General features: G+C 74.0%; 16 protein-coding genes. 5 read left to right on the forward strand and 11 right to left on the reverse strand.

The features are described from left to right. Window positions 1-19: 19 nt before the first annotated feature. The 5 genes from QT196_RS16110 to QT196_RS16130 form a co-directional block, all read right to left on the reverse strand. The gene (locus QT196_RS16110) at window positions 20-1,039 is read right to left on the reverse strand and encodes a nucleoside triphosphate pyrophosphohydrolase (protein WP_168479567.1); all 1,020 of its coding nucleotides are present in this window, start codon (window positions 1,037-1,039) and stop codon (window positions 20-22) included. 194 nt (window positions 1,040-1,233) lie between these two features. Next, a complete protein-coding gene (locus QT196_RS16115; RefSeq protein ID WP_168479568.1) occupies window positions 1,234-1,872 on the reverse strand; it encodes a SurA N-terminal domain-containing protein in 639 nt (212 codons plus the stop codon). Between the two features lie 217 nt (window positions 1,873-2,089). Then, complete coding sequence (locus QT196_RS16120) at window positions 2,090-3,910, reverse strand: serine/threonine-protein kinase (RefSeq protein WP_290355120.1); 1,821 nt, start codon at window positions 3,908-3,910, stop codon at window positions 2,090-2,092. Further along, window positions 3,907-4,620 (reverse strand): hypothetical protein, encoded by a 714-nt coding sequence (locus tag QT196_RS16125; protein ID WP_266738878.1) that lies wholly within the window; start codon window positions 4,618-4,620, stop codon window positions 3,907-3,909. The genes QT196_RS16120 and QT196_RS16125 overlap by 4 nt, the downstream gene beginning before the upstream one ends. 328 nt (window positions 4,621-4,948) lie before the next feature. Further along, complete coding sequence (locus QT196_RS16130) at window positions 4,949-7,123, reverse strand: N-6 DNA methylase (protein WP_290356664.1); 2,175 nt, start codon at window positions 7,121-7,123, stop codon at window positions 4,949-4,951. 264 nt (window positions 7,124-7,387) lie between these two features. Here QT196_RS16130 and QT196_RS16135 point away from each other — a divergent pair, with 264 nt between their 5' ends. After that, window positions 7,388-8,179: a DUF4190 domain-containing protein gene (locus QT196_RS16135; protein ID WP_290355121.1), complete on the forward strand. Its 792-nt coding sequence runs from the start codon at window positions 7,388-7,390 to the stop codon at window positions 8,177-8,179. Window positions 8,180-8,385: 206 nt separating this feature from the next. Continuing rightward, entirely contained in the window at window positions 8,386-9,924 is a 1,539-nt protein-coding gene (locus QT196_RS16140) for a DUF2079 domain-containing protein (protein ID WP_290355122.1), read from the forward strand. Window positions 9,925-10,419: 495 nt separating this feature from the next. Here QT196_RS16140 and mfd read toward each other — a convergent pair whose 3' ends face one another. Further along, window positions 10,420-13,980 carry a transcription-repair coupling factor gene (mfd, locus tag QT196_RS16145; RefSeq protein WP_168479577.1) on the reverse strand — a complete coding sequence of 1,187 codons (3,561 nt, stop codon included), beginning with the start codon at window positions 13,978-13,980 and terminating at the stop codon, window positions 10,420-10,422. Between the two features lie 246 nt (window positions 13,981-14,226). Between mfd and QT196_RS16150 the strand changes: the two genes are divergently transcribed. Then, a complete protein-coding gene (locus tag QT196_RS16150; protein WP_290356665.1) occupies window positions 14,227-15,813 on the forward strand; it encodes an MFS transporter in 1,587 nt (528 codons plus the stop codon). A 76-nt stretch (window positions 15,814-15,889) separates the two neighbouring features. On the opposite strand, the gene QT196_RS16155 is transcribed toward QT196_RS16150, so the two are convergent. The 4 genes from QT196_RS16155 to QT196_RS16170 all read right to left on the reverse strand — a co-directional run bounded on the left by QT196_RS16155 (window position 15,890) and on the right by QT196_RS16170 (window position 21,971). Continuing rightward, window positions 15,890-16,894 (reverse strand): cellulose-binding protein, encoded by a 1,005-nt coding sequence (locus QT196_RS16155; RefSeq protein WP_290355123.1) that lies wholly within the window; start codon window positions 16,892-16,894, stop codon window positions 15,890-15,892. A gap of 161 nt (window positions 16,895-17,055) precedes the next feature. After that, window positions 17,056-18,144, reverse strand: coding sequence for an LCP family protein (locus QT196_RS16160; RefSeq protein ID WP_248001171.1), 1,089 nt, complete (start codon window positions 18,142-18,144; stop codon window positions 17,056-17,058). 90 nt (window positions 18,145-18,234) lie between these two features. Next, the gene (locus tag QT196_RS16165; protein WP_290356666.1) at window positions 18,235-20,958 is read right to left on the reverse strand and encodes an SUKH-4 family immunity protein; all 2,724 of its coding nucleotides are present in this window, start codon (window positions 20,956-20,958) and stop codon (window positions 18,235-18,237) included. A 5-nt stretch (window positions 20,959-20,963) separates the two neighbouring features. Beyond that, window positions 20,964-21,971, reverse strand: coding sequence for an SMI1/KNR4 family protein (locus QT196_RS16170; RefSeq protein ID WP_266738882.1), 1,008 nt, complete (start codon window positions 21,969-21,971; stop codon window positions 20,964-20,966). 321 nt (window positions 21,972-22,292) lie between these two features. Here QT196_RS16170 and QT196_RS16175 point away from each other — a divergent pair, with 321 nt between their 5' ends. Next, window positions 22,293-22,805 carry a YwqJ-related putative deaminase gene (locus QT196_RS16175; protein WP_168479581.1) on the forward strand — a complete coding sequence of 171 codons (513 nt, stop codon included), beginning with the start codon at window positions 22,293-22,295 and terminating at the stop codon, window positions 22,803-22,805. A gap of 8 nt (window positions 22,806-22,813) precedes the next feature. After that, on the forward strand, window positions 22,814-23,377 hold the full coding sequence (locus tag QT196_RS16180; RefSeq protein ID WP_290355124.1) for an SUKH-3 domain-containing protein: 564 nt from the start codon (window positions 22,814-22,816) through the stop codon (window positions 23,375-23,377). A 27-nt stretch (window positions 23,378-23,404) separates the two neighbouring features. On the opposite strand, the gene QT196_RS16185 is transcribed toward QT196_RS16180, so the two are convergent. Then, complete coding sequence (locus QT196_RS16185) at window positions 23,405-24,865, reverse strand: histidine kinase (protein ID WP_248001172.1); 1,461 nt, start codon at window positions 24,863-24,865, stop codon at window positions 23,405-23,407. Between the last annotated feature and the right edge of the window lie 30 nt (window positions 24,866-24,895).

Raw genomic sequence — 24,895 nt, forward strand, 5'->3', positions numbered from 1 at the left:
CCCGCTTGGTTGACAGCGCCTACTTGGCGCTGCCCTCGGCGGCCACCACCGCATCGCGGTAGGCCCGGGCCGCCGCGCGCAGGGCGGCCTCCGGGTCGACGCCCTCCGCCTCCGCCCGTACGGCGAGCGCCAGCAGTTCATAGCCGATGCCCTCACCGGCCGGCGGCGCGACCTCGATGCCCGCCGTCCGCACCCGCGACGCCAGCTTCGCCGCGAGCGCCAGCCCCGGCTGCGCCAGCGGAATCCCCTCGGTCACCGACTCCCGCTGCTTCTCCTCCGCCTTCTTCCGCAGCCAGTGCGCCTTGACGTCCTCCGGGGTGGCCGCGTCCTCGTCCCCGAAGACATGGGGGTGGCGGTGCAGCAGCTTCTCCACGAGCGTGCCCGCCACATCGTCGATGGAGAACGGCTCGTCCGGATCGTCCTGCGCGATCCGGGCATGGAAGACGACCTGGAGAAGCACATCCCCGAGCTCCTCCCTCAGCTCCGCGCGGTCGCCCTCCTCGATGGCCTCGACCAGCTCATACGCCTCCTCGATGCCGTACTTGGCTAGATCGCGGTGCGTACGGACGCTGCTCCAGGGGCACTCGGCGCGGATCTGGTCCATGACCTGGACGAGATCGAGCAGCCGGGCACCGGGCAGGTCGTAGGAGCCGGGCAGCAGCTCAAGATCCGGCATGGTCTCCCGCCCGGAACCGGCCAGCCGTGCCAGGCCGTCGGTCAGTGCGCTCTCCCCCTCCGCCGAGGTCAGCACGACGGCCGTACGGGCCTCCGGCACGCAGTAGTCGACCAGTTCGCGGGCGGCGGGCGCGGCGGTCTCCACCTCGATACCGGCCTCCCGCAGATAAGCCAGCTGCGGATGATCCGGATCGGCGCTCACCACACGGTCGGCCGCCCGCAATATCTGCCAGGCGGGCCAGGACAGGAGCCCGGGGGCGACCCGGTGGCTGGTGGTGAGCAGAACCAGGCGTCCGGTGCCGGCACCCTCAGGACGGGCGTCGGCGCCGGTACCGGCGGCGGAGGCGGAGGCGTCAGCGTTCACGCCTCGAACGTAACGCACGGCACTGACAGTGATCGGTGGCGGTGGGCGGACGGGGCCGAGACGGCCGGGCGCCGGTCGGCGGGTGGGACTGAGACGGCCGGGTGCCAGGCCCCGGTCGGCGGTCGGGCTTCCGGCCCCGGGCCCGACCCGCCCAACCGCCTAGCCGCCCCACCGCCCGACCGCCCGGCTTCCGGTCAGGCCTGCTGCTTCGCGGGCTCCCGGGTGATCCACGGGTCCTTGGTCTCGCCGAGGATGACCTGCTGGTCGTCCCACTTGCCGAACCGCGGATTGACGTCGATCCCCATGGACCGGGAGGTCTTGGCCAGCGCGCCGGCGAGCTTCTGCTGGCCCTGCGGCGCGCGGCGGTCCGCGTGCAGATGCTCGGCGACGCCGTCGAGCAGCAGCTGGTTACGGACCATGGCATCGATCTCGTCCGGGGCCACACCCTGCTGAAGCCACATCGCCTTCAGCCGCTCGGCACTGCCGGCCTGCTTCTCGGCCCGGCCGCGCCACTTCTGGATGTCACCGCGGCTGACCGTCACCCCGGCGTCCTGCGCACCGCGCGCCAGCACCTCGTCGAAGATCATGCCGTTGAGGGTGGCCAGGCTCAGCCGCCCGGTGTTCATGACGAGCTGCCCGCCCTGCGGGGACTTGGCCTGCGCGGCGCGCACGTCCTTCACCTTCGCCTGAAGCTGCGAGACGGTGATCCGCTTCCCGTCCACGATGGCCGCGGCACCGGGATGGGCATCGTTGCCGCACGCGGCCAGCAACGGGGTCGCGGCCAGCAGAGCGGCGGTGGCGGATACGGAGAGCGCTGTCCTTCGGCGGAACACATGGCCTCCCGGCAGATCGTGCGACGGAGTCTCGACCTTGATTGATCGATGCTATGGAGTCGGCGTGGCCCAGGCCACTGCTTCGGCCAACGATCTGTGCCGGGGTCGGTTTCTGGTCCGCTGTCCTTCTCGTCCGTCAGCGTCAGCCCCCGCCCCGCCGCACCCCGGGATGTAGCGAGGGCGTCCGGCCACGACGTCTCGGGCGGTGGGCCCCCGCTCACCCCTGCACCCTCCCCAGCCAGTACAGCGTCCGGCGGAGTTCCTCCGGGAACGGGTGGTGGGGGCCGTGGAGGCGTTCGGCGTCGTACAGGAGGCGGGTGAGGGTTTCGTGGGCGGCGGCGCGTTCGCCCTGGGCCAGGAGGAGGTGGCCTATGGAGCGGCGGATCTCCAGGGGGCGTACGGGGTCGTCGGCGTAGTGCTCGAAGTAGGGAAGGAGGGCGCGGTACTCGTCCAGGGCCTGGGCGACCTCGCCCAGTTGTTCCAGGCACTGGGCGGCCTCGTAGTGGAACTGGAGGGCCTGGCGGGTGGCGCCGGCGCCGGATTCCTGGCCGAACTCCTCGGCCAGCAGGCGGAGTTCGGGCAGGGCGCGGCGGTACTGGCCGTCGTCCATGAGGGTGGCGGCGTACTGCTTGCGCAGGGTGCGGACGACCGGGGAGTGGGCGCCGTGGCGTTCGGCGGCGGCCGGCAGGATGCCGCCGAGGATGTCCACGGCGCGGGTGATCCGGCCCTGGTCGAGCAGGCTCTTGACCTCGTCGACGGCGGCGGCGACGTCCGGTCCGGAGGTGGAGGGGGAGGGGGAGGGAGAGGCGGAGAGGGAGTTGGGCGTGGGGGTGGAGGCAGGGGCGTAAGCGGGGGTGGGAGTAGGGGGAGCGGTGGAGGGGGTGTGGGGGATGGCTGCGGAGGTCCAGGCGCCGGGGCGGGAGGTGGCCGGGGTGGCGGGGACGGCGGAGGTGCGGGGGTCCGGGGTCGGGTGCGGGGTTGCGGCCGGGCGGGAGGAGGTGCTTTGGCGGGGTACGAGGCCCGGTCCGGTGGGACGGGAGGGCAGCTGTACTTGCGGGGTGGCGAGGGCGGTTGGTGTGGGGGCGGCGGCCGGGGGGCCTGCGGAGCGGGTGGGCCAGGGGGCTTGCGGGTGGCGGAAGGGGCGGGTGGGGTCCAGAGGGGCCAGGGCGGGTGCAGGTTGGGCCGCGTGAGGGCCGGTGGTGGCGGTGGGGAGCAGGGGGGCCAGGGCCTGGTAGACCTCTTGGGCGTCGGTGGGGCGGGCCTCGGGGTCCTTGCGGAGGAGGCGGAGGACGAGGGCTTCGAGGGCCTCGGGGACGTCGGGGCGCAGGGTGCGTACCGGGACGGGCTCCTCGTGGAGGTGGCGGTGGAGCACGCCGAGGGCCGTGGAACCGGCGAACGGGACCTCGCCGCTGAGGAGTTCGTGGAGCAGGACCCCCAGGGCGTAGAGGTCGGTGTGCGGGCCGACCGCGCCGCCCATCGCCTGTTCGGGCGCCATGTAGGCGGGGCTGCCGATGGGGGAACCGGTGTGGGTGAGGCGGGTGGTGTCGGTGTCCAGGGCGGAGGCGATGCCCAGGTCGAGGACGACCACGGAGCCGTCCGGCCGGATCATGACATTGCGGGGCTTGAGGTCGCGGTGGACGATCGGCACCGCGTGCACCGACGCCAGCACGGCGCAGAGCTGAGCGGCGACGGAGACCGCCCACGGCCAGGGGTAGGGGTCGTGCTCGGCGAGATGGTCGGAGAGGTCGGCGCCCTCGACGTACTGCATGACGAGGTAGAGGTCCTCGTCGTCGCTGCCCGCGTCATGGACGGTGACCAGCCCGGGGTGGTCGACCTGTGCGGTGACCCGGCATTCGCGGACGAAGCGGCGGCGCATCTCCTCGCCGTCCGGGGTGCCCGCGACCCGGTCGGGGCGCAGCAGTTTGACGCCGACCCGGCGGTCCAGACGGCGGTCGTAGCCGATCCAGACCTGGCCCATCCCGCCCTGGCCGAGCAGCGCGGAGAGTTCGTAACGCCCGCCGATGACCCGGCCGTTCACCGGCCCTCCTCCTTGCGGAGGTAGTCACTGAGCTCATCGAGTTCGGCCCGCACCCGGTCGATGCGCTGCGGCGGCCGGGGCCGGTCCGGTGGCGGGGCATACGGGCCGGCGGGCGGCGGCGCGGGGTGGGGCGGTGCGGCCGGTCCCCCGGGCTGAGGCAGCCGGGTCTCGGTCAGGGCGTACGGGTTGACGGGGGCAGCGCCCGGTGCGCCGCCGTACGGCTGGGGCCCCGGGGCGTGGTGCGGGACCGGCGCCGGGCCGTAGGGGTGCGGCGCCGCACCGGCGGCCGGTCCCCCGGCCGGATAGCCCGCCTGGCCGGCACCGTACGCGGCCCCGAAGCCCGGCAGTTGCCCGGCCGGCGGCCCGTACGCCGGTCCGGCCGTCCGTGCCGAGCGCAGGTCGACCACGAGGTAGTAGGCCACGGCGCCGGCCATCTGGAGCAGGATCACGGCCACCGCGGCGTCCGTGTGCCAGTCCGTCTCGGGATAGCCCCCGGACCACATGATGGTGGCGCCGAGCAGGGCCACATCGGCGCCGAACAGCCACCACCCCAGCGGCCTGCGCTGGACGAGCGCCGCCCGCAGCAGCGTGGCCCAGGCCAGAAAGCCCAGGCTGAGCACCGCGACGGCCACGAAGAGCACCCGCAGCAGAACGACCGTGCCCGGCGCCGGGGGACGGTACGGCGGAGGGGCCGGGGCGGGGCCGTGCATTGCTGCTCCTGACGGATCGTTCGGGGCGGGCGGGGCGGCGGCGTGGCGGCCCGCGGCGCCACCCCTTCGCGCGGGCGGGCCCGGCTGCGCATACGTGCTTGCGAGCGTATAGACGACACCGACCGCGCGTGCGGGGTTGTACGGATTGGACGATCGGATCTGGGGGGCCGGGAGCGTGCCACTCGGCCGCCTCTTTCGGCACGTCCGGCTGCCTGCTCCTGGCCTGTCCGATGACTCCGTCCGATGGCCCGCCACGGCCCGTCCGACGGCCCCCTCCGGCCCGTCCGCCGCTGCCCGCCCGAGTCAGCCCAGCCCCACCCAGCCCTCCTCAGTCCGGCGCCACCGACCCCTCCGTCAGCCCGTCGTGCAGCCCCTGGACCAGTTGTTCGCCGAGCCGCGACGCCAGGCGCAACGCGCCTTCGAAGTCGGCCAGTTCGCGGAAGCGTTGCCCGTAGCGGCGCTGGTCGGCGAGGGGTAGCCGGGGCAGGTGCAGTCGGCGGACGTCGAGGCGGGTGGCGGTGGAGGCATAGCTGCTGGCCTGGCGGGTGTTGGCGGTGCCGCGGAGGAAGCCGGCGAGGAACCAGGGGTCGAGGGCGGCCGGGTCGGGGCGCAGCAGGGTGAGGTTGCGGCCGAGGGCGGCGCCGGCGGTGGCCTCGTCGACGACCCGGGCGACGGCGCCGCCGCCGAGGACCGGGACGACCACATCGCCCTCGCGGAGCAGCACCGCCTCCTCCGCGGGCCCGGAGGCGGGCGCTTCGGGGAGGGCGCCGGACGGGGCGCCGCCGCCGAGCACGTCATGGTCGGTGAGCACCGCGGGCGCTTCCACGGGCTCCCGGCCGCCCTCGGGCGGGGTGGCGCCCGTAGGCAGGGTGCCCCCGCTCGTCGCCACGGTGCCGGCGCCGCCCGCGCGCAGCACCAGGGCGCCGGAGCGGGCGAGTTCGCCGACGGTGGTCAGCGGGCGGCGGGCGGTGGTGGCGGGGTCGGTGTCGGTGTCGCCGGCCGCGGGCCGGGGGGTGAGCTCCGTCGTACGGGCGAGGGTGGCGGTCAGCCGCTCGCGGACCCGGGCGAGTGCGGCGGGGCCGCCGGCTGCCGCGGGCGGCGGGAGGTGCCGGGCCGGGGCGAGGTCGACATCGTCGTCGAGGAGGTCGATGGCGGCCAGCGACCGGCGCACGCCGGGCTGTTCCTCGATGCCGCCCTCGCGGTCGAAGGTCTGCCAGGCCTCGACGGCGGTGGTGTGGACGCTCTGCCAGTCGGGCCGGTCGCGGCCTGCGGGGGTGCCGGTGGCGAGGTCGGCGGTGTCGACGACGAGGAGGTGGGGGGCGGGCGGCTGGCCGCCGCCGGGCTTGCGCAGCACCCACAGGTGCAGCGGGACGCCGTTGGGCGGGGCGGCCCCGGCGGGCAGCGCGATGACGGCCCGCAGGGCGCCGCGGCGCAGCAGGTCGGCGCGGATCCGGCGGCCGGAGCGGCGGGAGGCGGCGGCGGGCGGCATGAGGAGGACGGCGGTGCCGCCCGGCCGGAGCCGGGCCAGCGCGTGCTGCACCCAGGCCAGTTCGGATTCGGTACGGGCCGGGAAGCCGTACTCCCACCGGGGGTCGTAGGCGAGTTCGTCATGGCCCCAGTTGCGTTCGTTGAACGGCGGGTGCGCCAGGACGGCGTCGGCGGCGAGGCCGGGGAAGGCATCGGCGCGCAGGGTGTCCCCGGCGCGGACCCGGACCGGGGCGCCGGGAGCGCTCAGGGCGAGGCGGAGCGCGGTCAGCGCGGCGAGGTCGGGGTCGGCTTCCTGGCCGTGCAGGGTGACGGGGGCGGCGGCAGTGCCCCCGCCCTCCGTCCCGTCAGCGGGCTCCTGCCCGGCGCGTTCCTGGGCGGCGGTCAGCAGCGCACCGGCGCCGCAGGCCGGGTCGAGGACGCTGCCCAACGGTCCGGCCGACGCGGCCAGTTCGGCCATCAGCGCGGCCGGTCCCGGCGGGGTGAGGGTGTACTGCCGGGGGTTGGCGTCCAGGTGACGGCCCAGCAGGAAGGTGTACGCCTGGGGGGCGCCGTCCGCCGCCGCGAGGTCACCGGCGGCCCGTACCAGGGCGGCGGACGGGGCGAGCGCCTCGCGGGTCAGTCCGCGTACGGGGTGCTCGGGGCCGAGTCGGTCGGCGAGGACGGCGTCGAGCATCGCGGGGAGTACGCCGGTCAGTTCGGCGTCGTCGGCGGCGGTGCGCAGCTGCTGCCAGACCGCGGGCCGCTCATGCACCAGCAGCAGCACGGCACCGGCCTGGCGCAGTGCGGTCGCGGTGCCGGCCGGGTGCCCGACGAGCTGCTGCCAGACCCGTTCACGGAGCGGGACCTCGGCGAGTTTGCCCTGGTCGCGCAGCCATTGCTCGATGTCGCGGAGGGCGAAGGCGGGACTGGTCTCGGTGCCGCCGACCGGCTTGGGGAAGTCCGCGTGCCGACGTCGCCAGTTGCTGACCGCGGCCCGGCCGACCCCGGCGAGCCGGGCGATACCGGCGGCGGTCACCTCGGCCGTGGCGCCGGCGGCCGCCCCGCTTCCACCGCCCGTCGCGTTGTCCGGTGATGCGTTGTCCGGCACCTGGCTGACTCCCATCCGTGGCCCCCGACCGCTGTGTCGGCAAGCATACCCAGCAGCGATACACATCCCCCTTCACAGCGTGAACTACTCACCCTCACTCATTCATGTTGACTCGGTTCACAGCCTCTGCTCTTATTGACCCATCGCTTCGGCAGCAATCGATTCTTGAGCGCCCGGAAGGGGCCCCTTCGCATGTCTCAGCAGACGCACTACCAGCCCGCACCCCAGGGGCCCACGGGCGCTCCGGCCCCTCAGGCGGCCCGCAACGGGCTCGGTGTCGCCGCCCTGATCCTCGGCATCATCGGCGCGCTCAGCGGCATTCCGATGATCCTGTTCTGGCTCGCCGGACCACTCGGCGTGCTGGCCCTGATCTTCGGCCTGGTGGGCCTCAGCCGCGCCAAGAAGGGCCAGGCCACGAACAAGGGCGTGGCCGTGACCGGCACGATCCTGGGCGCCCTCGCGCTCGTCCTGGCGGTCGTCGGCGTCATCGTCACCGTGCTGGCCGTCAACAAGGCGGTCGACGAGGTGCACCAGCAGGTGGAGCAGAGCTCCGGCCAGCCGAAGAACGGCTCCGGCGAGAGCGCCAAGGACCTCGGCCCGGGCGAGACGGCGAAGTACAACAACGGCGTCCAGGTCACCGTCTCCAAGGCGGCCCCCTACACCGTCGACCCGAACACCGTCGTCAGCGGCCACACCCAGGGCAACAAGGCCTACAAGTTCACCGTCACGGTCAAGAACACCGGCAGCAAGGCGTTCGACAAGCCCCTCGTCCAGACCAAGGCCCGGGCCAACGGCAAGGAGGCCGAGGAGGTCGACGACGACAAGCACGGCATCCTGCACCACGACTTCGGCAACGCGATCAGCCCCGGCGAGTCCGCCAGCGTGGAGATGGTCTTCGACGCGCCGCCGACCGCCAAGCAGCTCGACGTCGAGGTCACGCCGGACTTCCTGCTCGACGCCGTGAGCTGGAAGCTGGCCCTCTGAGCCACCGGCTCCCCGCCCCGCTCCGGACCCCGGCCCGGCACCGCGACCCCGCGGTGCCGGGCCGGCGGCCGTCCCTCTCCGGGAACGCACCGCCCCAGGACCACGTCTGACCCACTGCCGGCCCGGCCGTCGCGGCGCAGCGGCCACCGGGCGGACCGGTCAGCCAGTTCGAGTATCTTTTCGGGTCGGGGAGAGTGAGGATCCGCATGGAAACGGCCGCAGCAACGGCTGGGGGCGCCCCCGGACGGATTCTGGGAGAGCACAGCGGCACGGTGCCGCCGCCCCGGACCGCCGGGCCGGCCGCCGCCGCGACCACGACCACCGGCGCACCACCGGACCCGCCCGGCCGGCTGCGGCACACCGCCGACCGGCTGCGGACCCGGACCGCGCCCCTGCGCGCCCCGCACCTGGACCCCTACTGGACCGCCGGGTTCTTCTTCCTCGCGTTCGCGCTGCTGTCCGTCTTCCGGTTCCGCACCATGTCCATCTCCTCCTGGGACCTGGGCATCTTCGAACAGGCCGTACGGGGCTACGCGCACTTCCAGGCGCCGATAGTCGACCTCAAGGGCCCCGGCACGAACATCCTCGGCGACCACTTCAGCCCCATACTGATCGTGCTCGCCCCCCTCTACCGGGTGTTCCCCTCACCCGTGACCCTGCTGACCGCGCAGGCCGCGCTGTTCGCGCTGTCCGTGCTGCCGGTCACCCGCGCCGCCGCCCGCCACCTGGGCCGCCTCCCGGGCCTGGCCCTCGGCATCGCCTACGGCATGTCCTGGGGCGTGCAGAAGGCCGTCGACTTCGACTTCCACGAAATCGCCTTCGCCCTGCCGCTGATCGCCTTCGCGCTCGAAGCGGTGCTGCGCGGACGCTGGACCGCGGCGGTCTGCTGGGCCGCGCCCCTGGTGCTGGTCAAGGAAGACCTCGGGGTGACCGCGGCCACCATCGGCGCGCTCGCCCTGATACGCACCCGCCGGGCCAGCCCCCTGGCCATCGGTCTGGTCGCCTTCGGCATCACCGCCACCGCCGTCACCCTCGGCCTGCTGATACCCGGCTTCAACGGCTCCGGCTCGTACGACTACTGGACCAAGTTCGGCGCCGAAGGCGGCGGCGCCACCATCCCCCTCGACGACGCCGTCCGCACCACCCTGTGGGTCCTGCTCCCCACCACCGGACTGCTCGCACTGCGCTCCCCCCTCCTCCTGGTCGCACTGCCCACCCTCGGCTGGCGCTTCCTCTCCCACGAGCCGCACTACTGGGGCACCGACTGGCACTACAACGCCGTCCTGATGCCGGTCGTCTTCCTCGCACTGATCGACGCCCTGCCGCGCATACGGGTCTCCGCCCGCCCCTGGCTCCGCTCGTACGCCCACCATCTGCCGGCCGCCGTCCTGGCCGCGGCCCTCGCGCTGACCGCCAATCTGCCCCTCGCCCGGCTCACCGAGGCCGCCACCTACCGCACCCCACCGAACGTCACCGCCGACGAGAAGCTGCTGGAGCGCATACCCGACGGCGCGACCGTGGAGTCCGACATCCGCCCGCTGAGCCGCCTCACCCACCGCACCCAGGTCTTCTGGATCGGCGACACGGGGGGGCTGGCGCCCCAGTACGTCGCTGTCCAGCTGCGTGATGACCGCACCCCGCGGCAGGTGTTGGCGGAGACCAAGGCTCGCCACCCCCGCTCCACGTATGTGGTTCTCGGCGACACGACGGACCTGCTGGTGTTCCACCGCACGTCCGCGAAGTGACGCCCTGACGCCCACGTTGTCGGGTGGCCCGCCGTGCCGCTTCTGTTGTTTCGCCTTCGGCGGGAGGGGTGTGTAGGGGTGGGGCCCCGGTTTGTGGTGGGTGCCGGTGGTGGGGGCTCCGGGGTGTGTTGCCGGACTGCTTCGCTTTACGTCCGGCAACACACCCTCCACCCCCACCACCTCCCGCGAGTTGAGGAACCCCACCCCAGTGGGGGGAATGGTTAAAGACCAGTAGGTACAGCCGCGCCACGACACGGCCGAACTACTGGTCTTTAACATCTCCCCCACCGGACGGAGGCCGCCCACCGGACGGGAGGGGGCGGTCCTCCGGGGCCTGTGTTGTGGACGTAAAGCGAAGCAGTCCACAACACAGGCCCCGGAGGACCGAACCCGGCACCCACCACAGCCAACAAGCGGCCCCCGCCCAAACACACCCACCCCCGCCGAAGGCGAAAACAAGGCACGGCGGCGCCACCCGCAACGTGGGAAGCGGGGCTACGAGCCCAAAATGGTGGAGAGGAACTCTCCTGTCCACGCGAGCAGCTCGCGTCCAACCACCGGCTTGCCGCCGACCTTCCCCGTCGTGGGCCGCGGAACAAGAATTTGTTGCGCGGCCGGCTTGAGGACCGTACGGGGATACAGCCGCTTGAGGCGCAGTTCCTGGGATTCGCGCAACTCCACGGGGCCGAAGCGGACGTTGGCGCCCTGGAGTGTGATGTCGGAGACCCCGCAGGCGCGGGCCAGCATGCGCAGGCCGGCGACCAGCAGGAGGTTCTCGACGGGCTCGGGCAGCTTGCCGTAGCGGTCGGTGAGTTCCTCGCGGACGGCCGCGATGTCCTCCTCCGATGTGGCCGAGGCGATGGCGCGGTAGGCCTGGAGTCGCAGCCGCTCGCCGGGGGCGTAGTCGTGCGGGACATGCGCGTCCACCGGGAGTTCGATCTTGACCTCCAGGGGCGGCTCCTCCTCGACGCCGCCTTCGAGGGAGGCGCGGTAGTCGGCGACCGCCTCGCCGACCATACGGACGTAGAGGTCGAAGCCGACCCCGGCGATGTGGCCGGACTGCTCGCCGCCGAGGAGGTTGCCCGCGCCGCGGATCTCCAGGTCCTTCATGGCGACGTACATACCGGCGCCCATCTCGGTGTGCTGGGCGATGGTCGCCAGCCGCTCGTGGGCGGTCTCGGTGAGCGGCTTCTCCGGCGGGTAGAGGAAGTAGGCGTAGCCGCGCTCGCGGCCGCGGCCGACCCGGCCGCGCAGCTGGTGGAGCTGGGAGAGGCCGAAGTTGTCGCCGCGCTCGACGATCAGGGTGTTGGCGTTGGAGATGTCGATGCCGGATTCGACGATCGTGGTCGAGACCAGGACGTCGAACTTCTTCTCCCAGAAGTCGACGACGACCTGCTCCAGTTGGGACTCGCCCATCTGGCCGTGGGCGGTCTGGATGCGGGCCTCGGGGACGATCTCGCGGAGCCGGGCGGCGGCCCTGTCGATGGACTCGACCCGGTTGTGGATGTAGAAGACCTGGCCCTCGCGCAGCAGTTCACGGCGGATGGCCGCGCCGATCTGCTTCTGCTCGTAGGGGCCGACGAAGGTGAGGACCGGGTGCCGCTCCTCGGGCGGGGTGGTGATGGTGGACATCTCGCGGATGCCGGTGACCGCCATCTCCAGGGTGCGGGGGATGGGGGTGGCGGACATGGTGAGGACGTCGACGTTGGCGCGGAGCTTCTTCAGCTGCTCCTTGTGCTCGACGCCGAACCGCTGCTCCTCGTCGACGATGACCAGGCCCAGGTCCTTGAACTTGGTCTCGGAGGAGAACAGCCGGTGGGTGCCGATGACGAGGTCGACGGAGCCCTCCCGCAGCCCTTCGAGGACGGCCTTGGCCTCGGTGTCGGTCTGGAAGCGGGACAGCGCCCGGACGTTGACCGGGAACTGGCCGTAGCGCTCGGTGAAGGTGCCGAGGTGCTGCTGGACGAGGAGGGTGGTCGGCACGAGGACGGCGACCTGCTTGCCGTCCTGGACGGCCTTGAAGGCGGCACGGACCGCGATCTCCGTCTTGCCGTAGCCGACATCGCCGCAGATCAGCCGGTCCATCGGGACCGACTTCTCCATGTCCTCCTTGACCTCGGCGATGGTGGTGAGCTGGTCGGGCGTCTCCGCGTACGGGAAGGCGTCCTCCAGCTCGCGCTGCCAGGGGGTGTCCGGGCCGAAGATGTGGCCGGGCGCCGCCATCCGCGCGGAGTACAGCTTGATCAGGTCGGCGGCGATCTCCTTGACGGCCTTCTTGGCGCGCGCCTTGGTCTTGGTCCAGTCGGCGCCGCCGAGACGGTGCAGCGTCGGGGCCTCGCCACCCACGTACTTGGTGACCTGTTCCAGCTGGTCGGTGGGGATGTAGAGGCGGTCGCCGGGCTGGCCGCGCTTGGCCGGTGCGTACTCGACGAGGAGGTACTCACGGGTGGCGCCCTGGACCGTGCGCTGCACCATCTCGATGTAGCGGCCCACGCCGTGCTGCTCGTGGACGATGAAGTCGCCGGCTTCCAGGGTGAGCGGGTCGATGGTCTTGCGGCGGCGGGCCGGCATCCGGGCACCGTCCTTGCCGGCCGCCTTCTGGCCGGAGAGGTCGGTCTCGGTGAGGACGGCGAGCCGGAGCGCGGGGTCGATGAAGCCGTTGTCGAGGGAGCCGCAGGAGACATGGACGAGGGCCGGGGCGAGGTCGGCCGGCTCGGCGTCCAGGCGGGCGGGGATGCCCTCGGCGCCGAGGACCTCGACCGTACGGGCGGCCGGGCCGTGCGCCTCGGTGAGGAAGACCGTGCGCCAGCCGTCCGCGAGCCACTGCTTGGTGTCGGCCAGCGCCCGCTGGGTGTCGCCGCGGTAGGTGTCGGGGGCGTGCATGCCCAGCTTGAGGGTGTCGCCGTCGGCCGCCAGGTCCTCATCCGCTGCGAACGGGCTGACCGACCACCACATCATCCCCAGCTCGCGCGCCCGGTCCCGGACGTCCGCGATGCCCCACAGGGAGGCCGCGCCGACATCGATCGGGGCGGCTTCGCCGTCGGCCGCGCCGGACATCGCGGCCGCCGCCCAGGACGCCTGGAGGAACTCCTGGCTCGTGGCCACCAGATCGGCGGCCCGGGTCCGTACCCGCTCCGGGTCGCACACCACGGCCATCGAGCCCTTGGGCAGCACGTCCAGCAGCAGCTCCATGTCGTCCACCAGGACCGGAGCCAGTGACTCCATGCCCTCGACGGCGATCCCCTCGGCGATCTTGCCGAGCAGTTCGCCCAGCTCGGGGTGCTGCTCCGCGAGCACCGCGGCCCGCTCCCGCACCTCAGCGGTCAGCAGCAGCTCACGGCAGGGCGGCGCCCACAGCCCGTGCTCGGCGACCTCCAGGGACCGCTGGTCGGCGACCTTGAAGTAGCGGATCTCCTCGACGTCGTCGCCCCAGAACTCGACCCGGAGCGGGTGCTCCTCGGTCGGCGGGAAGACGTCCAGGATGCCGCCGCGGACCGCGAACTCGCCGCGCTTCTCGACCAGCTCCACCCGTGCGTACGCGGCCGCCGCCAGCCCGTCGACGATCTCTTCGAGGTCGGCGGTATGCCCCGTGCGCAGACTGACCGGCTCCAGGTCGCCCAGGCCCTTGACCTGCGGCTGGAGCACCGAGCGGATGGGGGCGACGACGACCGAGACGGGACCGGCGGTGGGGTCGTCCTCGCGCGGGTGGGCGAGCCGGCGCAGCACCGCGAGGCGGCGGCCGACGGTGTCCGAGCGCGGGGAGAGCCGCTCGTGCGGCAGCGTCTCCCAGGACGGGAACTCCACGACGGAGTTGTCCTCGCCGGCCGGCACCAGGCTGCGCAGCGCGGCGGCGAGATCCTCGGCCTCCCGGCCGGTGGCGGTCACCGCGAGCACCGGGCGGCCGGCCTGCCGGGCGAGCGCGGCGATAGCGAAGGGGCGGGCGGCCGGCGGCCCCACCAGATCCACCCGGGGGCGGTGCCCGTCGGTCGCGGCCTGCACCGCTTCGGCGAGCGCCGGGTCCTTTGCGACGACGTCGAGCAGACCAGTCAGGCTCATGTGAGGGTTCCGTCCCAGCGAGGCGAACAACGCAGCAGCCCGACACGTCTCACGGGCCGGGGTTGCCAAGCGTACGCCCGCCCACCGACAGCCCGGGCCGGAAGCCGGGGACGGCACCCCCGCGCCCCGTGCCACCTGGCTCCGTGGTTCCGCACCCCCCGCTCCCGTGGAAGGGTGCACCTTACAAGGATCTCAGGAGGGGGCACGGTGAGCGGAAGCACGCGACGTACCGGAGACAGGGGCACGCTGCGCACGCCGGCCCCGCCACCCACGGGCCCGCCGCCCCGCCCCGTCGTCGCCGCCCTCATGCTCGGTATGGCACTCGCCGCGCTCGACTCGACGGTCCTCGCCACCGCCGTCCCGCAGATCGTCGGCGACCTCGGCGGCTTCGCGGTCTTCTCCTGGCTGTTCTCCGGCTATCTGCTGGCCGTCACCGTCACCCTGCCGGTCTACGGCAAGCTCTCCGACACCTTCGGCCGCAAGCCCGTCCTGATCACCGGCATCGTGCTCTTCCTCGTCGGCTCACTGGCCTGCGCCGGCGCCTGGGACATGGCCTCGCTGATCGCCTTCCGGGTGGTGCAGGGCCTGGGTGGCGGCGCCCTCCAGGGCACCGTCCAGACCATCGCCGCCGACCTCTACCCGATGAAGGAACGCCCCAAGATCCAGGCCAGGATCTCCAGCGTCTGGGCCACCTCGGCGGTCGCCGGGCCCGCCCTGGGCGGACTGCTCGCCACCTACGCCGACTGGCGGTGGATCTTCCTGATCAATGTGCCGGTGGGCGGGGTCGCCCTCTGGCTGATCGGGCGGCACTTCACCGAGCCGCAGCGGCAGCGGCCGGTGCCCGGCGCCCGCCCCCGGGTGGATTGGCCCGGTGCGCTGGCGATCTTCGCCTGCGGCGGGCTGCTGCTGACCGCGCTGGTCCAGGGCGGGGTGGCGTGGCCCTGGCTCTCCACCCCGTCGCTGCTGCTGTTCGCCGGCAGCGCGGGGTGCGCGGCGCTCACCGTCCTCATCGAACGGCGGGCCGCGGAGCCGATCATTCCCGGCTGGGTGTGGCGCCGCCGCACCATCTCCGCCGTCAACCTCGCGCTGGGCGCCCTGGGCCTGCTGATGGTCGCCCCGACGGCGTTCCTGCCCACCTACGCCCAGTCGGTGCTGGGCCTGAGCCCGACCGCGGCCGGCTTCGTGCTGTCGGTGATGATGCTGAGCTGGCCGGTCTCGGCCGCCCTCAGCAGCCAGGTCTACAACCGGGTCGGCATCCGCACCTGCTCGATGCTCGGCATCGGCGCGGCCGGTCTGGTCCTGCTCGCCTTCCCCCTGCTGCCCTACCCCGGCGCGGCCTGGCAGCCCGCGCTCATCATGCTGGCGCTCGGTGCGGCCCTCGGCCTCTTCCAGCTCCCGCTGATCATCGGCGTGCAGTCCTCCGTCGGCTACCGGGAGCGCGGTACCGCCACCGCCTCCATACTCTTCTGCCGCCAGGTCGGGCAGTCGCTCGGTGCCGCGCTGTTCGGCGCCCTCGCCAACGCCACCCTCAACGACCGCCTCGCGCACGCCCCTTCGGGCATCAGCGCCGGCCTGCCCGACGACCTCGACGCGGTCTCCCGCGCGCTGGAACACCCCGCCGGCCTCACCGCGCAGGCCACCGACTACCTCCGCCGCGCCGTCGACACCACGGTCGACCACGTCTACCTCGGCGCCGCCGCGGCCGCCGCGCTCGCGCTGCTCGCCCTGCTGCTGGCACCGCGGCGCTTCCCGGTGCACTCGGAAACCGGCGGCACGGGCGCAGGTGAGGGCACAGGCGCGGGCGCGGGCGAGGGCGGGCAGGCCGGGGCCTGACCGGAAGACCGGCGTCCGGGCGGTGGCGGGGCGGTGACCGTACGTCAGGCGCCCGGGGCGGTGGAGCGGCCGTACGTCAGGCGCCCGCGCCGCCGCCCGCGCGGGGCAGCTGCGTCTCCAAGGTGTCCTCCGCGTCGGGGCCGGCGGCCTCCGGCGCGGCGGCTTCCCGCCCGCCGCCCGGCGTCCCGTCGTCCTCGTCCGGTACCGGCGTCTTCCCGGTGAGCGCGGCCAGGCTGTTGCGTACATGGGCCATATGGGTGCGGACCTCTTCGCGCTCCGCGTCGTGCTCCCGCAGGATCCGTGCCGTGGTGCGCTCGATGCGCTCCACCTCGGCCTCGGCCTGGGCCAGCAGTCCGGCGCCGCGGTCCTCGGCGTCCTCCTGACGGTGCCGGGCGGCCTCCTCGGCCTCCGCGTAGAGCCGCTCGCTGTCGGCACGGGCGGTCTTCCCACGGGCGTCCAGCTCCGCGACGAGCCGGTCGGTCTCCGCCTCCCGCTCCGCGATCTCCCGTCCGGCCGCGTCCCACTCGTCGGCCTGCCGCTTCTCCTGGTCGCGCAGCAGCTGCGCGGTGCGCCGGTGCACCTCCGCCAGCTCCGCTGCCGCCTCCTCCCGCAGCGTCCCGGCCTCCTCGGTCGCCACGGTCACCAGGTCCGCGGCCTCTCCGCGCGCCGCCTCCACCGTGCGCCGGGCCCGGGTCTCCGCCTCGTCGCGCCGCGCGTGCGCCGCCTGGTCGGCCGCCTCCCGGACCTCGTCCGCGTACACCGCGGCCGCGTCCCGGATCTCCTCGTCCGCCTGCTGTGCCCCGGTCCGCAGCCGCGCCGCCTCGGACTCCGCGGTCGTCAGGATCAGCTGGGCCTCGCTGCCGAGCGAGGCATACGTCTGCGGTGGCAACTGCGCCACCCGCTCCTGCAGTTCGGTGAGTTCGGCCGCCATCTCGTTGGACAGGACCGTGAGCCGCGCGGCGCGCTCCCAGCAGGAGTCCCGGTCGACCGAGAGCCCCTCGACGCGGCGGTCCACGTCCTCCGGCCGGTAGCCACGCCCTCGTACGGTCTCGAACCCGTGAGGCGAAACCGATGCACTCATCCTCAAGCCCCTCTCCGCCGCGCGGCCGTCGTGCGATCCGCGGCCTCCGCGCTCTTTCGCATGGTTATGTGCAGGTCTGTGCCGTTATGTGCACTTCCCTGGGAATCGGTGCGAGATCGCACCCTCGCGACACTTCACCCCATCCACCCCACCAGGATGCGTTATTTGGTGCCAGAAGTCGGAATCGGGTCGTCGTGACGCAGCGCCCCGAACAACTCCCGTGCACCGCTCTCGTTCCACGGCAGCACCGACCCGACACCAGTGACCATCACCCCGGGCCGGTTCACCGGAACCGTCGTCGCGGTACCGCCGCCCCCGGCGATCTGCTTCATCGACCAGCCCATATCCAGCACCCGCGCCATGTCCGCGCCGTCGTCCACGACCAGCGCCGCCAGCGAGGCGTCCAGCACGCGCCGGAACCGGCCCGGGTCGAGGAGCACCGACGGGGCGGCCATCTCCTCCGCCACCGCACCGAGCAACTGCCGCTGACGCTTCACCCGTCCGAGGTCACCCTCCGGGTCGGCATACCGGGCACGGACGAACGCCAGCGCCTCGGCGCCGTTCATCCGATGGCAGCCGGCTGTGAAGTCCGCGCCCGACTTCTCGTCCTTCAGCGGGGCGTCCAGACACAGCCGCACCCCGTCCACCGCGTCCACGACCTGGACGAACCCCAGGAAGTTCACCTCGGCATAGCGGTCGATCCGCAGTCCGGTCGCCTGCTCCACCGTTCGGGTGAGCAGCCGCGGGCCGCCGTCCGCATAGGCCTCGTTGATCTTCCGGCTGCCGTGGCCGGGTATCGGGACGTAGCTGTCGCGCGGCAGGCTGACCAGCGTGGGGCCGTGCTCACCGGAGTGCAGCACCATGATCGTGTCGGTGTTCTGCACCTCGTTGTTGCCGACGTGCAGCTCCTCGCGCTGCTCCGGGGTCAGCGCGGAACGGCTGTCCGTACCGACCAGCAGCCAGTTCGTGCCCTTGCCCGCGGCCGGGCGCCCGGCGTAGTCGCCCAGCGCGTCCACGTGCTGGAGCTGCCGCCCCGCGGAGACGTACAGCCAGGCGCCGCCCGCGACCACCAGGGCGACCAGCACCAGCAGCGTCACCAGGGTCCAGGTGAGCCACGGCCGCCGGCGGCGGCGCGGCCCCGGCCTGCGCGGCGGCCGGCCCGACGGCCCGCGGTGCCACCACCGCGGGCGCCCTGCCCGGTACAGCGTCGTCGACGACGTCTGCGACAGCGGGGGTATCGGACGGCCCATATAGGCATGGTCGGGGCGCCCGACCCATCCCGCAGGTCGAGCGCCCCGACCCGGCCCGGCGGCACCCGCCGCCGGGCCGGTGACGCACCGCTACAGCAGCCCGTCCCACATCTGTTCCAGCAGGACCGACCACCAGGTCTCCGGCGACCCGAGCGCGGGCGGGTCCAGCGCGACCAGCTGCGCCTGGAAGTCGACGGTCCAGCGGCCCGCCTGCTCGGGCGTCAGCCCGTACCGCAGCCGCCACATCCGTCCCAGCATCGCCAGACAGCGCACGAACTCCGGCAGCCCCGAGTTCACGAACTGCGGCGTGGCCGGCTGGCCGCCCGGCCCGGCCTCCATGGGCACCGCCACGATGTGCGCGGTCCCGTACTGCACACACAGCTGACGGCCGAAGTCGTTGCCCATCACCAGATACGAACCGGCGTCCGCGGCCGGCTGCACCATCCGCTCCGCCGCCAGCTCCGCCAGCGTCGGCACCGGACGCTGCGGCTGCGCCTGCGCCCAGAAGAACGGCCCGAAGTCGACCGGCAACCCGGCCCACACCAGCATCTGCGCCACCACATCGGGCACCCCGTGCCGGGAGACCGCCCGCTGGTCGAAACGGAACAGGGCCTGCGGGCCGAACGCCTGCTCCAGCTCCTGCCCGATCACCTGCGGGGGCACCGGCGGCACGGGCGGCACCTGTGACGGATGCGGCAGCGGCACCCGCACCGGCGCCGGCCGCGCCGGACCGTCCGCGACCTGGTGCAACTCGCCCTGGTGCTCGACGAGATGCCGTACGCCCTGCTGGCGCGAGGCATGGTCGCGGCCGTACGCGGCGGTGTGGCTGATCCGCACCTGCGGCCAGTTGTCCCGGATCATCCGGGCGCAGTAGCCACCCGGCAGATCACAGCACTCCAGCTCGGTGTGCAGCTCCAGCACCTGCTGCGGCGGGACGTTCATCCCGCGCAGCTCGTGCAGCAGCTGCCACTCCGGATGCGGTGTACCGGGCGCGGAACGGCGCACGATCTTCTGCTCGGACCCGTCCGGCGCGCGATAGCTCAGCACGGCCATATAGCCCGGACCGACCGTCGGCTGACCGCTCGGCGCCTGCGGATAGCCGTACGCACCGCCGCCGGGGCCCGGCGCGGCGGGCGGGCCCTGCGGAGGACCGGGCGGCGCCGCGGGCGGGGCCGTGGGACCGGCGGACGGGGGGACACCGGGGACACCCGGCCCGCCGGGACCGCCGTCGGGCAGCACCGCGCCGCCGGCCAGCATCGTGGCGGCCGCGTGTACGCCGCCGGTACCGCCCGCGGCGGGCGGCGGGGCGGGCGGCGGGGGCGGACCGCCCTGGCCGCCGGAGTTCCGGCCGTCCGCGGGCACCCCGGGCTTACCGGGCGGGCCGGGAGGCTTGGGTACGCCCGGCACGCCGGGCGGCGAGGGCGGCGGCGGCACCCCGGGGCCGGCGGCGGCACCGCCCGCATTCCCGAGGGACGCCTGAAGGGACGCGCCGTCGGCGAGCATCGTCGCGGCGGCATGCACTCCGCCGGACCCGGGACCACCGGCCGCGGGGGAACCCGCGCCACCGGAGCCGGACCCGTCCCCCGGCCCGTCCACCGCGCTGAGATCCATTTCCGCCGCGTCCAGTTGGGACACCATCTGCGTCGGCACATAACCACCGGCCGGCACTCCGGGCGCACCGGGGCCGGACGCGGCGGGGCCGCCGGACGGGCGCACCCCGGCGCCGCCGCCGTCGGCGTGCTGCGGCGGACCGGGCGCGGCGGGCGGCGGGGGCGGGCCCGCGGCGGCGATACCGGGCAGCGCGGAGCCGTCGGCCAGCATCGTCGCGGCGGCGTGCACCCCACCGCCCACGGGCGGCGCGGGCGGCGCGGCCGGAGGCGGCACACCCGGCCCGGCCGCGGCGGGCGTACCGGCACCCGGCGGGGGCGGCACATCGGTGACCGGCGGGCCGGACGGCGGCGGCAGATCCGGCGCCGGAGCGGCGGCCGGCGGCGGGGGCGGCATCGGCGGCGGCAGCGGACCGCTGCCGGGCCGGGTGCCGCCCTCCGGCAGATCCAGCGCGGGCGCGACCTGCGTACGCGGCAACTGACTGCCGCCGTGCAGAAGTTCGGTCTTGGCCTCCGGCCGGGCCCGCGGCACCGACGGGGCGTCGTCCTCCTCGTCGAAACCGGCCAGCGGCGGCGCGAACACCGTCGCGGGCAGCCCCACCGAACGGTCCTCACCCCCCGCGCCGGAGGTGGTGTCCGCGTCGGCCCACGGCGTCGGCACACCGGCGGCACCGGCCCCCGGGCCCGTCTCCGCCGCCTGCGCACCGCTCTGCGCGGCCACACCGTCCGTGCCGTTGACGCTCACCTCGGCCCAGGCATCGGACGCCGACACCGCGGGCCCGGGCGCAGGCGCGGGAACGGACGGCGGGACAGCCACCGGGGCCTGCTCGCCGCCCGCGCCCCGCGCGTCCGCCGCCTCCTGCAACCACTCCGGCGGCGTCAGCAGGAACGAGGTGGCCTCCAGGTCGATCCGCTGCGGCGGCGCCTCGGCCGCGCCGCCGTCCACAGCAGCGCCGTACTCCTCCTCGTAACGCCGGATCACCTCACCCACCGGCAGCCCCGGCCACAGCGTCGTCTCCCCGCTGTCCCGCGCGATCACCAGCCGGGCCCGGCCGCCATCGGTCGCCGGGCCACCCTCCCGGTCCTCGGCCCAGGCCACGAAGCCCAGATCGAACTCCCGCACCCGCACCTCACGATGGAGCGCCGCCGGCACCTCGCCGTTCACCCACCGCTCGGCGCGCTCCTGCGCCTGCGCGAACGTCACCACCGCGCTCAACCCCCCACCGCGACCGCGTACGCGAAACCGCCGTCGACCATCAGATCCGCCACCGTCTCCAGCTCCGGCGGATTGCCCGCGAGCCGCTGGAGAAAGTCATCGAAATCCGCGCCGCACGGCAACAACAGCCGCTCGACCCGCTCCTGCACCGCCCACCCGTCCTGGTCCCGCGCATCGTCGTACGGGCAGAACCAGACCGAGCCGAGCGCCTCGCCGCGCACCTTCACCGCGACCACACCGCCCTGCGCGAACGCCACGCCCAGATAGTCCTTGGTGAAGTGGTCCCGCAGACACTTGTTCACATAGAGCAGGTCGTTGACCGCCGCGTCGTCGCGCACCGTGAAGAACGGCTGGTCGACCAGCAGCCCCAACTCCGCGTCCAGCGCCGCTCCCACGGGCGCGCACCCGCCCGCCGCCTTCAGGAACGCCCGGTAGGCGCCCGGCAGCCGGTAGCCCAGCGCCTCCTCGGCCTGCGCCAACTGCTCCTCGCCCACGGACAGATCACGGTGCGGCAGCCCGAAGTGCGCCGGCCGGGTCTCCTGCAACGGGCGGGTACCGCGCTTGTCGTGCGCCACGGCGGCCGTCGCCAGCCCGCCGTGATGCCGCAGCAGCGCCTTCACCTCGACCGGGATCAGCTCCATCCGCCGGGTGCCGGCCACGTGATGCCAGGTCCAGCCGTGCGGCGTGGCCACCGCCGGCACATCTATCCAGAGCTCGTGCCCCTGCGCGTGCAGGGCCGCGTTCGCCGAGACATAGTCCGTCAGCCGCAGCTCATCGACGCCGAAACCCTCCGGCGGCTCGGCGATCTCCGCCGCCGCGCGCGCGTACGGCGAGAACTCCGGGAATCCCCGTTCGTCCATCCGCACACCGGCGGGGTACCGTGCGGCACGGACCGGATCCGGAAAATGCACGACCTGCCCGGCATAGGCCGAATTCGGTGGCGCGGCATGTCCCGCCGCCTGGGGGCCGGGGAGTGCCCCCAGCCCTTGCCGACCTGTCGTCATCGCGCTTGCCCCCTGGCTGAAGCTGGCTTTGGAGCACAGCCTAAGCCGTACCGCTACGCCGTCCCCCCTCCCCCGTCCCCGTCCGTCAGCCCCGCGACACACCGACGTCACCCACCGCCCCACCACCCCCGAGCCCCCCGCGCACCACCCCGCCCACCAGCCCCGTTGCCCCACGACCGACGCCCCGTCAGCCCGCGGTGAGATCACCGACAGCCCGCCCGACTACCGCAACACCCAGCACATTTGGCAGGCTGACCCTCCCCCACCTACGGCGGGGGGGACCCCCAGCTACACGGGGATTCGGGGAGGGAAATCACCACCATGAGCACCACTGCACGCCACCACAACTCAGCCGCCGGCGACCCCCGCATCGGCTGGAGCGGCCCCGCCGACGGCGCACCGGCCCTCCACCACCGCCGCGACGGCATCCTCCCCACCATCGGCGCCGCCCTGTCAGTACGCGGACAAACGCTCACCTGTACCGCGAGCAAGGCCGAGCAGCCCCCCGCCCTGCACCCCCTCGTCCAGGACTTCCTCGACACCCTCGCCACCGCACAACGCGAACGTTTCACCGGACGCTGCCCCGAAGCCGTCCTGCTCTCCCGGCACCTCACCGCCGTCGAGGGCAACCGCGGCAAGCGCGCCTCCCGCAAACCCCTCACCAACGGCGAAGCCCGCCGCTCCCTCAAGCACTCCAAACTCACCGCACGCCACATCCGCGAGGACGGCGACCCCCGGCACGGCAGCTACGCCCCGCCCTGCCGCTCCTGCGACGCCCTCCTCGCCCACTTCGGCGTCATGCCCATCAGCGGCACCACGCCCACAGGAAGCTGACCGTCACCATGCCGCCCACCACCCCCGGCCCCCGCACCCCCGCCCACGACCGGACCGACTCGACGCGCTTCCCCGTCGCCGTCGACGTCGCCCTCCAGGAAGCCGGCTGGCACCCCGGCCGCTGGGACATAAAGCAGGCGGAACACTGGGCCGACACCCTCCGCGCCCACACCTCCCCCGCGGGCCACCGCCACACCGTCTTCCCCGCCGCCGTCGAGGCCTGGGCCGAATTCGGCGGACTGCACATCACCGGGCCCGGCCCCGGCCGGCACATCGCCCCCACGCCCTTCGCCGTAGACCCGCTGCACGGCCTCCACCTCGCCCGCACCCTCGGCGACCTCGGCCGCGCCCTGGAGACCGACGTGGCTCCCCTGGGCCGCGAAGAACTCACCACCCACGACGGCGACACCTACGGCCAGGCCACCCTCGCCATCGACGCCGAAGGCCGCGTCTACAGCCTCGACCACACCGGCGACTGGTACCTGGGACCGGACATCGACAGTGCGCTGGGGATCCTGGTGCTGGGGTCCCGGCCCGTACGGCTGGGCGTCGCGGGCCACACCGGCGACTGAGCCGCCGCGGCCCCGCGTACGGCGCGGTCAGCTCACCGCGGAGGCCGCCGGCAGCACCGCCGACACCCGGAAGCCACCGGCCTCCGTCGGGCCCGACACGAACACCCCGCCCAGCGCCGTCACCCGCTCCCGCATCCCCACCAGGCCGTTGCCGCCGCTGGGCAGCCCCGCATCGGCCGCGCCGCCCTCACAGGGGCCGTTCTCCACCTGCACCGCGAGCTCCCCCTCCCGGTGCGCCAGCCGCACCCGCGCCCGCGCCCCCGGCGCATGCTTGTGCACATTCGTGAGCGCCTCCTGCACCACCCGGTAGACGGTCCGCTCCACCGGCGGCGCATACCGCTGCCCATCGACGGCAGTCGGCTCCCCCTCGGCCACCCCGTCCACGGTCAGCTCGACGACCATCCCGGCCGCCCGGGACTGGCCCACCAGATCCCCCAGCTCCGCCAGATGCGGCCCCTCGGAATCCGCCTCCGCGGCAGCCGTCGCCGGCACCGGCGCGCCGTCCTCAGGACCGGCGCCCCCCGCGGACTCCGCCGCCTCGGACGCCTCCGGCGACCGCGCCTGCACCGTCGCCTGCGCCCCGGCCCGGGACGCCACCGCCGCCAGCCGCTCCGGCGCACCGGACGCCGCGGCACCCCGCACCGCCGCCCCGTCGGCCGTCCGCAGCACCCCCAGCATCTCCCGCAGCTCGGTCAGCGCCTGCCGCCCCATGTCGCCGACCAGCCCGGCGTTCTTCGACGCCTTCTCCGGGTCCTTCAGCGCCACCGCCTGCAGCGCCGCCGCATGCACCACCATCAGGCTCACCCGGTGGGCGACCACATCGTGCATCTCCCGCGCGATGCGCGTCCGCTCCTCGTTACGGGCCCACTCCGCCCGCTCCTCGGCCCGGTCCGCCAGCAGCGACAGCTCGCGCTCCAGCCCGTCCGCCCGCTCCCGGAGGCTCTCCACGAGCCGGCGCCGGGCCCCGACATACAGCCCCCACAGCACCGGCGGCGCCGTCAGCACCAGGCCCAGCGCCAGCGACATCGCCGGCAGCAGCCACATCGGCGGCTGGAAGTCCTCCTGCGCCAGCACGTCCTGCCGCAGGCTGAGGAACGTCGTCACCAACGTCCCCGCCACGGTCATCCCCGCCAGCACCCCCGTGATCCGGCGCGGCACATCCGACGCGGCGAGCGTGTACAGCCCCACCGTGCTCAGCAGCCCGCCCATCTCCGCGGGGATCACCGCTATCGAGACCAGCACCACCACCACCGGCCAGCGGCGGCGCACCAGCAGCACCGGCCCCGCCAGCAGGCCGAGCAGTACCCCGACCAGCTCGGGCAGCTGTGCCCCCGAGGCGAACCGCGCGCCCTCGAACGCGCACTCCACCGCGGACGCCGCCGCCAGCACCACGTCCAGCACGGCACTCCGCCGCCGGGCCCACCACCACGGCCCGCTCACCGGCGCACCCCGCGCGCCCACACCTTCACTTGCCCCCGTCGCGGTCATACCGACCAGCCTACGGGCGCCCGCCCCCGA

Origin of the sequence: Streptomyces sp. P9-2B-2 (genome assembly GCF_030406865.1) — a bacterium.
Classification (GTDB): Bacteria; Actinomycetota; Actinomycetes; order Streptomycetales; family Streptomycetaceae; genus Streptomyces; species Streptomyces platensis.

Coding starts and splice junctions, on each gene's coding strand:
- QT196_RS16185 (WP_248001172.1), bottom strand. CDS start 24,865: ATGACCGCGACGGGGGCAAGTGAAGGTGTGGGCGCGCGGGGTGCGCCG.
- mfd (WP_168479577.1), bottom strand. CDS start 13,980: ATGAGCCTGACTGGTCTGCTCGACGTCGTCGCAAAGGACCCGGCGCTC.
- QT196_RS16175 (WP_168479581.1), top strand. CDS start 22,293: ATGAGCACCACTGCACGCCACCACAACTCAGCCGCCGGCGACCCCCGC.
- QT196_RS16140 (WP_290355122.1), top strand. CDS start 8,386: ATGGAAACGGCCGCAGCAACGGCTGGGGGCGCCCCCGGACGGATTCTG.
- QT196_RS16170 (WP_266738882.1), bottom strand. CDS start 21,971: ATGACGACAGGTCGGCAAGGGCTGGGGGCACTCCCCGGCCCCCAGGCG.
- QT196_RS16180 (WP_290355124.1), top strand. CDS start 22,814: ATGCCGCCCACCACCCCCGGCCCCCGCACCCCCGCCCACGACCGGACC.
- QT196_RS16125 (WP_266738878.1), bottom strand. CDS start 4,620: ATGCACGGCCCCGCCCCGGCCCCTCCGCCGTACCGTCCCCCGGCGCCG.
- QT196_RS16155 (WP_290355123.1), bottom strand. CDS start 16,894: ATGAGTGCATCGGTTTCGCCTCACGGGTTCGAGACCGTACGAGGGCGT.
- QT196_RS16135 (WP_290355121.1), top strand. CDS start 7,388: ATGTCTCAGCAGACGCACTACCAGCCCGCACCCCAGGGGCCCACGGGC.
- QT196_RS16160 (WP_248001171.1), bottom strand. CDS start 18,144: ATGGGCCGTCCGATACCCCCGCTGTCGCAGACGTCGTCGACGACGCTG.